The 12,883-nt window shown below is 67.6% G+C and carries 9 protein-coding genes; 7 read left to right on the forward strand and 2 right to left on the reverse strand.

Going from position 1 to position 12,883, the window contains the following annotated elements:
- Both ACED67_RS11505 and ACED67_RS11510 read right to left on the reverse strand, forming a co-directional pair.
- On the reverse strand, window positions 1-3,873 hold the full coding sequence (locus ACED67_RS11505) for an amino acid adenylation domain-containing protein (protein ID WP_395541760.1): 3,873 nt from the start codon (window positions 3,871-3,873) through the stop codon (window positions 1-3).
- Window positions 3,866-4,429, reverse strand: coding sequence for a YdcF family protein (locus ACED67_RS11510; RefSeq protein WP_395541761.1), 564 nt, complete (start codon window positions 4,427-4,429; stop codon window positions 3,866-3,868). The genes ACED67_RS11505 and ACED67_RS11510 overlap by 8 nt, the downstream gene beginning before the upstream one ends.
- Window positions 4,430-4,687: 258 nt before the next feature.
- On the opposite strand from ACED67_RS11510, the gene ACED67_RS11515 reads away from it, so the two are divergent.
- The 7 genes from ACED67_RS11515 to ACED67_RS11545 all read left to right on the forward strand — a co-directional run bounded on the left by ACED67_RS11515 (window position 4,688) and on the right by ACED67_RS11545 (window position 12,851).
- Complete coding sequence (locus ACED67_RS11515) at window positions 4,688-5,026, forward strand: STAS domain-containing protein (RefSeq protein WP_395541762.1); 339 nt, start codon at window positions 4,688-4,690, stop codon at window positions 5,024-5,026.
- Between the two features lie 16 nt (window positions 5,027-5,042).
- Complete coding sequence (locus tag ACED67_RS11520; protein ID WP_395541763.1) at window positions 5,043-6,614, forward strand: DUF3131 domain-containing protein; 1,572 nt, start codon at window positions 5,043-5,045, stop codon at window positions 6,612-6,614.
- Between the two features lie 5 nt (window positions 6,615-6,619).
- Window positions 6,620-7,768, forward strand: coding sequence for an acyltransferase (locus ACED67_RS11525; RefSeq protein ID WP_395541764.1), 1,149 nt, complete (start codon window positions 6,620-6,622; stop codon window positions 7,766-7,768).
- Between the two features lie 3 nt (window positions 7,769-7,771).
- Window positions 7,772-9,586: a glycosyltransferase family 2 protein gene (locus ACED67_RS11530; protein WP_395541765.1), complete on the forward strand. Its 1,815-nt coding sequence runs from the start codon at window positions 7,772-7,774 to the stop codon at window positions 9,584-9,586.
- A 1-nt stretch (window position 9,587) separates the two neighbouring features.
- Entirely contained in the window at window positions 9,588-10,922 is a 1,335-nt protein-coding gene (locus ACED67_RS11535) for a DUF3131 domain-containing protein (protein ID WP_395541766.1), read from the forward strand.
- Window position 10,923: 1 nt separating this feature from the next.
- Window positions 10,924-12,141: a peptidoglycan-binding domain-containing protein gene (locus ACED67_RS11540; RefSeq protein ID WP_395541767.1), complete on the forward strand. Its 1,218-nt coding sequence runs from the start codon at window positions 10,924-10,926 to the stop codon at window positions 12,139-12,141.
- 89 nt (window positions 12,142-12,230) lie between these two features.
- A complete protein-coding gene (locus ACED67_RS11545; protein WP_395541768.1) occupies window positions 12,231-12,851 on the forward strand; it encodes a response regulator in 621 nt (206 codons plus the stop codon).
- The last annotated feature ends 32 nt before the right edge of the window (window positions 12,852-12,883 follow it).

Genomic DNA, 12,883 nt, shown 5'->3' on the forward strand with positions numbered 1-12,883 from the left:
TCAGATTCTCTGGAGGACGCCCGGCGCGGGATCAGGGGTCGGAGGCAGGCCCGGCAGATCCGGTCGGGCCTGCGGCAGATCGAGATGGCGCAGGATCGCCGCGGCCAGCGCCTCGACATTGCCCGGCGCGAAATACTGGCCATGGGCGCCGGGAATGATCTTGATCGCGTGGCCCGCGGGATAGGCTGTGCGGAACAGCTTCTCCGGGTCCGCGATCTGGCCGTAGGGGTTGAGATAGCTGCCCGCGCCGAAGATCAGCAATGTTTCAGCCGGATAGTGGAAAAACCGCCCCTGTTCCATGAGAATGGTCAGCGCCACCTCGCGCCCCTGCCGCAGCAGTTCAAGCCCCGCCTCGCGGATCACCAGCCCGCCCTGGCAGTTTCCGCCCAGGAAAAGCGGGCCGGACGGGGCGATGGAGGCGATCTCATCGGCGTAAAGCCGGCCCAGCGCCGCCAGCGTCTCGGGCGTGTAGTCCAGCGCGAGATGGCCCGAGCGAAGACCGTAAAGGCAAAGAGCATCTCCCAGAGCCTCGCTCAGTCGCGCCAGTTCCTGCCCGGACTGGAAGACCCAGAACAGGCTGCGCCGCGATGGGGCGGCGTCGCGGGCAAGGCCGCGCATCAGACCCGCCCTGCCAAAGCGATGGCCGGGCCATGAGGCGAGATGGGGCGCCAGCTGCGCCGCCAGGGTCTTGGCCTGATCGCCCCCTGCCGATGCGGGCCGCGCCGCCCTCTGAGCATCGACCATCAGGGCGAGAACCTCTACCGTATCGAAGCCCGCCTCGAACCCTGCATCCAGCGTGATGGCGAAGGCATCCTCGATCGCGAACAGCAGATTTGCCATGGACAGCGAGTCTATTCCCGCATCGCGCAGGCTGTCGCGCGTGCCGGTGACGGTGCCGACGCCTGCATAGTGGTCGACCAGCGCCATGAGCCGGGCTTCTGTTGCCGTGCCGGTGCGCCGGGCGGCGGCAGGTTGCGCCAGTTGCGGCGGCAGGGGCAAGGCGCTTCGGTCGCGCTTGCCATTTGCGTTGCGCGGAATGTCGGGCACGGGCAGGAAATGCTGCGGCACCATGTAGGAGGGCAGGCGCTGGCGCAGCCGGTCGCGCAGCGCGACCGGATCGGGTGCGCCCGCGCCCGGATGGAGGACCAGATGCGCGATCAGCCGGTCGCGCCCGTCCCCGGCGGCGATCAGCGATACGGCGGCCTCGCTGACATCGGGCAGATCGCAGAGCGCGGCCTCGACCTCGCCCGGTTCGACGCGATGGCCATTGACCTTGAGCTGCGCGTCCATGCGGCCCAGATAGACGAAGCCGCCATCCGCCCCGGCCCTGGCCCGGTCGCCACTGCGGTAGATGCGGGTCGGACCGAGACCGGGAAGGAAAACCGTCGGAAAGCGCTGGGCGGTCAGGGCCGGCTGGTCGCGATAGCCGATGGCCAGCCCCGCGCCGAACAGGCACAGCTCGCCCTCCTCGCCCGGTGCCGCAAGACGCAGATCCTCGGTCATCAGGCAGGCGCCCATATTGTCCATCGGCCAGCCGATGCCTACCGGCTGGCCCGGCAGGCAGGGCGACACGAGCACCTCGACCGTGGCTTCGGTAGGACCATAGGCGTTCAGGAAGCGCCGCCCCCTGACCCAGCGGTCGACCAGCGCGGGCGGGCAGGCCTCGCCCGCGACGATGACATGGGTCAGATGCGGCAGGGGCGCGGCGGGAATGATGGCCAGTGCCGATGGCGTCAGCGACAGATGGGTCAGCCGCGCCTCGGCGACGAACCGTCCGACCGGCGGTCCCGGGACCGCCTGCAGATCGGTCGGGCAGACCAGACAGGCCCCGGCCGCCAGCGTCATGGCCATATCGCCGATCGAGACGTCAAAGCCGAAACCGCTGATCAGCGAGACGCGGGCGCCGGGGCCGATCTCGAACCGGCGCGCCGCCGCGACGGCATAATTGGCCAGGGCGCCGCGCGACACCTCGACCGCCTTGGGCTGTCCGGTCGTGCCCGAAGTGAAGATCATATAGGCGGCGGCCTGCCCGTCGGGCTGCTGCTGCGGCTGGCTTGGTGGCAGATCATCCGTCGGGTCCGGCAGCCGTCCGCAGGAGATAAAGGTCAGCCCCGACCCGGGCAGCGCCGGGCTGGCCGCGTTCACGATCACCCGGCGCATCCCGGCCACGGCCAGCATGGCCGCCAGTCGTTCTTCGGGCAGGGCCGGGTCAAGGGGCACATAGACCGCGCCAAGCTGAAGGCAGGCAAGAAAGGCGGTCACGCGATCCATGGAGCGGCCCAGGCAGACGCCCACGCTTTCGCCTGCAGCGACCCCCGTCGCCCGCAGCGCCCGGCACAGCGCATCGGCCCTGCCAAGCAGCGCGGCATAGCTGAGAACGCGATGACCCATTTCAACGGCGGGCGCGGCGGGGATCTGGCGCGCATGCCGGGCGACCAATGTCGCCAGATCGGGCGGCGGCGGCGTCCGGGCGCCCAGCAGAAGGCTGGCAGCCCCGCTTGCGCGCGGGACCAGCGACGCCGCAAGACGCTGTGCGAGACCGGCCCCGCTGGCGCCCGCCATGACGACCAGCGTGTCGTCCTCCTTCACGTCCCCGGCCAGATCGCGCAGCAGCGCCTCGCCATCGGCGATCGGCATGAAATCAAGCCCCTTGGCCCGGCAGGCCCTGGCCAGCGATGCATCGGCCGGGCCGTCCGGGTGGGCCTCGCCCAGTTCCGCCACGGGCAGAATGTAGCTGCGATCCGCCAGCGCCAGCGCCTGGGCGAATTGCGGGGCGAGGCGTCGAACCCGGCTGTGCAATTGCGGTTCAAGGATCGCGATCAGCCGCCCCGGAGCAGAGTGGCGCAGGGTGTGCAAGGCGGCAGTGACCTCGGCAGGGTGATGGGCGAAATCGTCGAAGAGGCGCAGCTTCGCTTGGGCCTGAACCCTCTGAAGGCGACGGGCAATGCTCGAAAACCTGCCCAGCGCCTTGGCCGCCAGATCGAACCCGATCCCCATCTGAAGCGCCATGCCCAGCGCGCCCAGGGCGTTGCGCAGGTTGTGTTGCCCCGGCACGGCGAGCGCAAGTTCCCCGAGCCTCTTGCCCCGCAGATGGACCGTGCCGCGCGCTTGGCCGGTCAGCACGGCGCGCAGATCGTTGCCGTCGTCGAAGCCATAGGTCAGCGCCGCGCCTTTGCCCTGGCGCAGAAGATCGGCGATCACCGGATCGTCGCCGCAGGCAACCAGACCGCCCCGGGCGGGAATACGGGCAAGGAAGGCCGCGAAAGCCTGACGCAGCCCGTCAATGCCGCCGTAGTGATCGGCATGCTCGTCGTCGAGACTGGTCAGAACCGCCCGCCACGGTTGCCAGGCAGTCAGGGCACCATGGGCCTCGCAAGCCTCGAGCACGAAGGGTGCCCCGGCGTCGCCCAGCCGGGCTGGCGGCTGACGGGGATCGGCAAAGTCAGCGCCCACCATATAGCCGACATCGTGGCGACCCGCCGCTTCGAGGACATGAACCAGCATGGCGGTGGTGGTGGATTTGCCATGGCTGCCGGCGACACAGATGGCGGGCCGCCCGGCAATCACAGCGGAAAGCTCTTCGGCGCGGCCGCGCACCACGATGCCGGCGCGCCGCGCGGCGCGCAAACCCGCATGGCTGCGGGGGATGGCCGGACTGGCCACGACGCGATCCGCCGCGCTCGCACCCGCCGGATCGGCGGCAGAGGTCACGATGATCCCCTGTGCCTCCAGCACAGCCAGCCGCCCCGGGCCGCAATGGTCGTCGCTGCCGCTGACAGCATGGCCCGCCTGCCTGAGCAAAAGCGCCAAGGGCAACATGCCGCTGCCCCCTATGCCGAGCAGATGCAGGTGCGGGCGCAGGGGGTCAGACATCACCCAGATCGCCTTTCAGCGCATATTCGCTGATCTTGCCCAATTCGGAGAAGACGCGTTGCCGGCCCTGCGCGCTTTGCCACCAGTTTGTCGCGGACAGGTCGCCCGGTTCCTCGGGCGGCTGCGCGATCAGGCGGATGCCAGGCGGCACATGGCGACGCAGGGTCATCAGCGCCCGGCGCATGTGAAAGGGCTTGGCGCTAACGGCCAGGCTGCGCAGACCGGCCCAGCCGATATCCCGCGCGATCAGCGCCGCGCCCAGCGCCGCGTTTTCCGCCGTGTTTCGGGCGGTCTTTTCCACCAGAAGCGCGGCTTCGGGCAATCCTGCCTCCAGGGCGTGGCGACGGTAGAAGGACCATTCCTCCGACCCGTCGATGGCCGTGCCCGCACCCGTGATCAGAAGGCGCGAGGTCAGGCCCGCGCGATACAAAGCCAGCGCAGGCTGAAGGCTGCTGATCGTCGGGCTGCAAAAGACAAAGGCCAGGTCAACCGGCTCGGGCGGCGATGTCACGAACAGGAAGGTGCTGATGGCCAAGCGGCTTTCGTACAAGTCCATTCGGCATCCAGAGCAATTCGGCGCGGGTCTGAAGATGCGCGCAAGATGAGGCCTTCTGCGGCGCGTGGCAATCGGAAACGGTGAAGGCGCGGCACGGGGGTAGGGGGCCGCGTTCCGTAACCCTTTGGCATGGCAGACTATCCATCGGGATAGGGGATATGCCCCTTTGCCCATTGGCGCGACGGGCCGGTTCGCTGGCAGATTGCGGGCACGGCGCCGAACCTCCGGCCCCGCCACATTCATGCCAGCAGGTTGGAAATGATTACCCTCGACCAGACCGCAGAACGCGTCACCCTGATCGCCGCCGATTGCGCCGAACTTACCGCGACCAATGCGACCCAGTTCCGCCGCAGCATCCTTGACCTGATCGAAGACGGCCACAGCCGCATCGTGATCGATCTGCATCAAGTGACCGAGGTCGACAGCTCGGGCATCGGCGCGCTGGTCAGCCTGCTCAAGCGGATCGGGATGCGCGGCGAGATGATCCTGTGCGGCATGACCGAGAAGGTCGCCCAGATCTTCCGGCTGACGCGGATGGACCGGATCTTCCCGATCCAGCCCGACAGCGCCGCAGCGCTGCGGGCGCTGGCCGCCTGAGCCCGGGGGACAAGCGATGGTGAATTGGGCGCAAAAGGCGGCGCTGGCCTTGGCCCTTCTGGGTTGCGGGGCGGCTCTTCCGGTCACGGCGGGCTGGCTGACCTCGGGTCCGCTGGCGCAGGTGCCCGATGCCACCGCCCCCGCCAATCCGGGCTTCGATCCCGCCATCCCTTTCGGCCGCCATGGCGCGCTGTCGGCGCAGGAGCGCGCCATGGCGGAAACCGCCTGGTCCTATTTCGTCGAGGCTTACCAGCCCGATACCGGGCTTGTGAACGCGGTGGGCAGCTTTCCGTCGGCGACCATGTGGGACACGGCCTCGTATCTTTCGGCGCTGGTCTCGGCGCATGAGCTGGGCGTGATCGACCGGAGCGAGTTCGACCGCCGCGCGACCAAGATCCTTGCCACCCTGCGCGGGCTGAAACTGTCGCAGGGCAAGCTGCCGAACAAGGCCTACAACACCAAGACCGGCGAGCGGGTGGACTACGCCAACAAACCCGGCGAGCTGGGCACCTCCGCGCTGGATATCGGTCGGCTGCTGATCTGGCTGAAGATCATCAAGGAGCGCTATCCCTATCTGTCCAACGAGGTCGACAATGTCGTGCTGCGCTGGAACTTCTGCGATGCGATTTCTGCCGATGGCCAGTTGTTCGGCACCACGGTCGGCCAAGACGGCAAGGTGACGGCTTTTCAGGAAGGCCGTCTTGGCTATGAGGAATATTCGGCCAAGGGGTTTGGCCTATGGGGCTTTGACACCAGCGAAGCGTCGAAAGCCGAACCCTATCAGTTCGTCCCGATCGAGGGCGTCGACGTGCCCGCCGATGGCCGCGACCCACGCGTCTTCCACAGCCAGAACTATGTCGTCAGCGAGGGCTATATCCTGGACGGGCTGGAACTGGGCTGGGACCTGCCCGGCGACCGCAGCGGCCAGCCCGGCATCGCCTCGGATGGCTGGCGCGCTGATTTCGCGAGCCGCATCTATCAGGTGCAGGAGAACCGCTACAGCGACACCGGCATCCTGACCGCGCGCTCCGAGCATCAGGTCGAAGGCGCGCCCTTCTTTGTCTATGACGCGATCTTCGCCGATGGCTATGCCTGGAACACGCTGGACCCGGCGCAGGGCTATGCGCCCGACCGGGCCGCCGTTTCGTCGAAAGCCGCGATCGGGATGTGGGCGCTGTGGAACACGCCCTATAGCCAGATGCTGTTCGACCATGTCGCGAACCAGAGCGAAGCCGGCAAGGGCTTTGACGAAGGCGTCTACGAGAATGGCAGCGGGCCGATCCCGCTGCAGACCGCCAATAACAACGGCATCATTCTGGCCGCCCTGCTGTACAAGGTGCAGGGGCCGATCCTGCAATATCACAATGACCAGCCGCAGATGTGGGATCTTGCCGGTGCGGGCACCGGCCAGCGCAAGGCGCGCTGCCAGCCCGAGCCGCAGGTCGCGGCCCAGGCCGCACCCGCCCTGCCCGCCCCCGCGAAATGCCCCGAAGGCGGTCTCGACCCCGCCCTGGCGGCGACCGCCTATTGCCGCCCCGCCGCCGCGCCCCGCCTGCGCCGCCGGGGTCCCGTTCTTTCCAAGGAGTGAATTCCGTGTCGGTTTCCGTCAAATCCCGCATGACCTGGTTCGACGCCAACCGCGTCTGCGCCGCGATGGGTGTGGTGCTGATCCACAGCACCGCCGATTTCTCGGGCGGGGCCTTCCCGGACGCGAGCGTGCAGGACCGGATCGTTCCGGTCATCGGCCGGGCGATTTCCGAATTTTCCGGCTCGGAAATGTTCTTCCTGTTCTCGCTGTTCCTTCTGGCCTTCAAGCTGGATCGCCGCCGCCCGGAATATGGCCAGACGCTGGCCGATCAGGCCCGCCGCCTGCTGGTGCCCTTTGCCTTCTGGACGCTGTTCTACGCCGTCTTCCGCCTCGTGAAGGCGCAGGAGTTCCACTATGCCGATGCGATCTTGGCCCAGCTTGGCCAGCCGCAAAGCTGGATCGGCTACGTCCTGCTGGGCGATGCGCAATATCATCTGCATTTCCTGCCAACGCTGTTCCTTCTGGTGCTGTTCTACCCGGTGATGCGGCTGGCGCAGCGCTATCCGCTGTTCGGGTTCCTGCTGCCCGTCTGCCTGACGGTGATGCAGGCGACCCAGGGCTGGATCTGGTCGCTGCCGGTCTCCGAGCTGACCCGCGACCTGATGCTGCGTGGCGCCAAGGTCATGGGCTATGTCGGCTATGGCTTCGCCGCCTTCGCGATCTATGGCCTCTGGAAAGACGGCATCCCGCGGGGCGAAAGCCGCCTGCTGCGCCGGGGGGCGCTGTTCCTGGCCGCCACGGCCTGCCTGGCAACCCTGCCGCATTTCTGGGCCGCCCTGCAGACCGGGAGCTGGGGCGGGCGCGAGGGGGCGCAGTTCTGGGGCCATTTCCTGATGCCGCTGGCGATCTTCGCGATCTTCCTGGGCACGCAACATGCCACCTGGTCGCCGCGCTGGTCGCAGCTTGCCCGCTACACGTTCGGTGTCTACCTGATGCATCCGATGGTGATCGACCTGTTCGACGTCGCCATTCATACCCTTGCCCTGCCCCTGTCGCCCGCCGAACTGGTTCTGTCGCGCTACGCGGTGGCGCTGCCTGTCACCGCTGGACTTGCCATTCTCGTCTCGCGTCAGCCGCTGCTGGCCTGGACCATCGGCCTTGGCCCCCTGCCCTGGGCGCGCGGCGCCGGGCGTGCTGTCGCGGCCGAGGCCTGAGCCATGGACGACTATTTCCGCCGTTTCGAGGACCGCCGCCCGCCCGATCCAATCCCCTACTCGCCGGCCCGCGAGGCGCTATGGCAGGCGCTGGCCACCGCCACCATCGTCACCGGCCTGTGGTATCTGCACTGGCGCTGGACCCAGTCGCTAAACACGGACGCGCTGTGGTTCGCGCTGCCGCTGGTTCTGGCCGAGACGCTGGCCTTCATCGGGCTGATCCTGTTCATCGCGAACCTGTGGAAGGACCAGCCGGTCGAGATCAAGTCCGCCCCCGCCCGCTATGGCGAGGTCGCCCCCGGCGTGCCCGACGCCGATCGGCCCATCGCGGTGGACATCTATCTTGCCACTTATAACGAAGACCCCGAGCTGGTGCGGCTGGGCATCGTCGATGCCAAGGCCCTGACCTATCCGCATCCGATCGACATCCGCATCCATGTGCTGGATGACGGCCGCCGCCCGGCCATGCGCGCGGTCTGCGCAGAGGAGAGGGTGAATTATATCACCCGCAGCACGAATGAAGGCTTCAAGGCCGGCAACCTGCGCAATGCGCTGGAGCAGACCTCGGGCGATTTCCTGGTGATCTGCGATGCCGACACAAGGCTGTTCCCCACCTTCCTGACCCATACGTTGGGTCATTTCCGCGATCCGAAAATGGCCTGGGTGCAGACGCCGCAATGGTTCTACGACCTGCCCGAAGGCGAACATCTGGCCGATGTTCTGGGCCGCCGTCTGGGCCGCGCCGGGCGGCTTCTGGGCCGGGGCGCCGAGGCCGTCCTTGGCGAGATCGTTCTGGGCCGCGACCCTTTCGTCAACGATCCCCGCATGTTCTATGACGTGATCCAGCGCCGCCGCAACGCCGCCAATGCCGCCTTCTGCTGCGGCGCAGGATCGGTTCATCGCCGCGAGGCGGTGATGGAATCCGCCCTTCGCAGTTTTGGCACCGCCGTCGAACGCCGCCTGATGGCCGCCGAAGAGGCCTATACGCTGGAAACCCGTGAACGCGACATCGCGCCCGAGCTGATGGATGCGATGCGCCAGGATGCGGTGATGGCCGAAGTGCTGACGCCCTATCGCTTCCATGTCTCGGAGGACATCTACACCTCGATCGTGCTGCATTCCGACCGCGAGCGCGGCTGGAAATCGGCGCTTCAGCCTACGGTGGAAAGCCGGATGCTGTCGCCGCAGGACCTGCAGGCCTGGACGGTGCAACGGTTCAAATATGCCGGTGGCAGCCTGGACATCCTGTGGAACGACAACCCGGTCTTCCGCCCCGGCCTGACGCTTTCGCAGAAGCTGATGTATGGCTCGACCTTCTGGTCCTATCTCGGCGCGCTGTGGAACCCGATCTTCCTGCTGGGGCCGGTGATCTATCTTTTCACCGGCATCTCTCCCGTCGCCGCCTATTCGCCCGCCTTCTTCCTTCATGCCGTGCCCTTCATGGTGCTGATGGAACTGGCGATGATGATCGGCACCTGGGGGGCGGGCGGGTTTGCCGCCAAGGCCAGCTATATCGCCTTCTTCCCGCTGGGCCTGCGCGCCATCGCCACCGTGCTGCGCGGCCGCAAGATCAGTTTTCCCGTCACCCCCAAGGACCGCCAGTCCGGCCGCTTCCTGCACCTGATCCGGCCGCAGCTTGCGGTGATCGCCCTCACGCTGACCGCCGCGCTTTGGGCGATCGGGCAAGAGGTTCTGGGCCTTGGCACCCATTCCGCCTCGGGCATCGCCACGAACCTGGCCTGGGGATGTTTCAACTGCCTCGCCATGGGCTCGATGCTGCGTGCGGCGCTTTGGCAACCGATTGAAAGCGAAATTTGACATGATGAGCGATACCCTCTCCCCCCGCCCCTCGCCCCTTCTGCTGGCGCGCAGCCATATCGCCATGGTGCTTGGCCTTCTGGGCGGCCTGGCACTGGTCTTCTGGCTGGACGGGATCGACCTTTCGCCCCGTGCCCCCGCCGACCCGATGGCGCCTTTCGCCGATGCGGCCCCGCTGCCTCTGGCCCCGCATCGCGCGCCGACCAAGGCCGAGAGGCAGGCCGCAGCAACCGCCTGGCGCTATTTCCAGAACAACATCTCGCCCGAGACCGGCCTGGTCGCCTCGGTCGACAAGTTCCCCTCGACGACGATGTGGGAATCCGGGGCGCTGATCGACGCCATCCTGTCGGCCGAGCGGCTGGGGCTGATCATGCCCGCCGAAGCCGAAACCCGTCTGGCAAAGGCGCTGGACAGCCTGGCGCATCTGCCGCTGACCGCTGCCGGCCTGCCGAACAAGGCCTATGACATCCGCAGCCTCAGGATGGTGACCTACAAGAACGAGGAAACCGAAACCGGGATCGGCTGGTCGGCGGTGGATATCGGGCGGCTGATGGCGGCGCTGGAAGCCGCGCGCAATGCCCATCCCGATCTGGCCGGGCCGGTGCAGGGCCTGATCGCGGGCTGGAAGCTGGATGCGCTGCTGGCCGATGGGGAATTGATCGGCGGCACCATCGCCGACGGCAAGACGATGGCGCATCAGGAAGGCCGCATCGGATATGAGCAATATGCGGCGCGGGCGATGATGGGCTTTGCGCTGGATGCAACGGCGGCGCTGGACGTGACCGGGCAACTGGTTCCGCGCGACGTGATGGGTCTTGCCCTTCCAGGCGACAGCCGTCTGAACAAGAACAACACGCCGTCGATGATCACCAGCGAGCCCTGGCTGCTTGAGGGGCTGGAATTCGGCTTCGACCGCAGCGCGGCCGTACTTGCCGCACAGGTCTACCGCGCGCAGGAGGCCCGTTTCACCGAAACCGGCCATCTGACCGCCGTGACCGAGGGTCACCTCAATGTCGCGCCCTATTTCGCCTATGGCACGGTCTGGGGCGGCGGGCAGGACTGGGCGGTGCTGACGCTGGATGGCACAAGGATGGACAGCAAGCGCGTCCTGTCCACCAAGGCCGCCTTCGGCTGGGACGCGCTTTACGGAACCGACTATACTGCCAAGCTGGTCGCGACGGTGCAGGATCTTGCTGTGGCGGATCGCGGCTGGATGGAGGGCCGGTACGAGGCGGATGGCAGCCCCGACACCTCGATCACCGCCAATACGAATGCCATGGTGCTGGATGCCATCGCCTACCGGCTTGACGGGCCACTGATGCAGGCGGAGCGCTGACATGGTCTGCCGCTTGCTTGCCCTGATGCTCTCGGTTGCGGGCCTTCTGCCCGGCGCGGCGCTGGCAGGTCAGGTCTGCCCTCCTGCCAGTCTGCGCGACCCGCTGCCCGGCGCGAGCGAGGTCAGCCTGTCCCTGGCCGATGTCTCGACCGCTGCCTATGCGGGATCCTGGCAAGAGGGTGTGGTGGGGAAGGAAGGTCTGCATTACCGGCTTTTCGCCGATGGCACGGGCTCGGTCGCGTCCGATCTGCGGATGCGGGGCTGGCATGTCGATTTCACCTGCGATCTCGGCGGGAAATCCTGCCGCTACGAGAGCCATCAATCCGCCCCGAAGAAGGCGCTGGAAGTGGCGAAACAGATCGGCGACTGCCTGATTGCAAACCCGCCAAGGCCCAAGGCCAAACCTGCCGACCAGGGCAAGCGCGCCGCCAAGCCTGAAACTGCCGTGCACGCGCCCTTGGGAAAAACCGGGCATCCGCCTGCTCTGGATCCGGCAAAAGCCCCTGGCGCAGTTCCGGCCAAGACCCCAGTCGTCGCGGCGGCCCTGGCGCCGAAGTCCCCCAAGCTCTCGGCCCCAGTCCCGGACCCGGCGGTCGATGCGCCGCCCCCGGCAGCCCGGGCCGCGACCGAGATCGCTGGTCCGGCGGCAGGACCCGCAGACCGTGCCAAACCGGGCAAAGTCGTGAAGGCGGCCGCGACCCTGCCCGCGAAAGGCGCCGCCCCCCTGCCCGCATCCGCCAAAGAGCCAAAGACACCCAGCGCCATCAGGCCAGCTCCAGGCCCAACCCCAGCCGAGGCCGGGGCAACAAAGGCCAAGGCGGCAGCGCGGGCTGCGGCGAAACTGGCGGAAAAGCTGCCGATCCCGCACGCGATGGCACCTGCGCACCCGACCGGCGCGCCCCTGCCGGACAGCGCGGGCGTGCCAGCCGCGCCTGTGATCGGCGGCAAAAGCTGCGGGGCGCTTCGCCTGCCGGATGAGCCCGCCCCGGCCCGCGTCCAAAGGCTGTTGCTGCTTGCGGGATTTGATCCCGGCCCGATCGACGGCAAATGGGGCGCGAAGACGCGGGCGGCACTGGCGGCGGCGCTGGGGGCCGACCCCAAGGCAGAAGCCTCGGCAGGGGCGATCCTGCGGCTGGAAGAGCTTCTCTGCGCCAAGTCCGCCCCTGCCGCAGACGGGCCTGCATCCACAGGCCAAGGTGGCGCTGGCCGCTGCCCCTGACACTCACTGGTTGCGACAGGCGGCAAGGCTCTGCTAGCCTCGTGATTGTTCAGGCGCCTGCCGTTCCGGCAAGGGCAGGATAGGCGACGATGCGCATTCTTCTTGCAGATGACCACGACCTTGTGCGCGAGACGGTCGCCGCCTTCCTGCGCAGCGAGCCGGACATCCAGGTCGATCTTGCCCGTGACCTGCCTCATGCGGTTGAGACCGCGCGGGCGGCGCCGGCCTATGATCTGATCCTGCTTGACTACATGATGCCGGGCATGGACCGGCTGGCAGGGCTTCAGGTGATGAAGCGGGCCATGCCCGGCGTTCCGGTGGCGATTCTCTCGGGGGCGGCGTCGCAGGTTCTGGCCGAACAGGCGCTGGCCGCCGGGGCGGCAGGGTTCCTGTCGAAATCCATGTCGACGAAATCCCTTCTCGCGGCGATCCGCTTCATGGCCGCCGGAGAGATCTATGCGCCCCGCCCCGCCGCACAGGCATCTGCCGGCACGGCCCCGGCGGGAGAGGCCGGCAAGGCCCCGCTCACCGCACGCGAGATGGACGTGCTGCGACGGCTTTGCCAGGGGCTTGCCAACAAGGAAATCGCCCGCGACCTTGGCTTGCAGGAAGTCACCGTCAAGCTGCATGTGAAGACGCTTTACCGCAAGATCGGTGCACGCAACCGCACCCATGCGGTGCTGATCGCCCGCGACATGGGGCTGTCCTGATCCCGCCTGCAGGGCGGCGCAAGACACTATAC

This window comes from Neotabrizicola paludis (genome assembly GCF_044142105.1).
GTDB lineage: Bacteria > Pseudomonadota > Alphaproteobacteria > Rhodobacterales > Rhodobacteraceae > Pseudogemmobacter.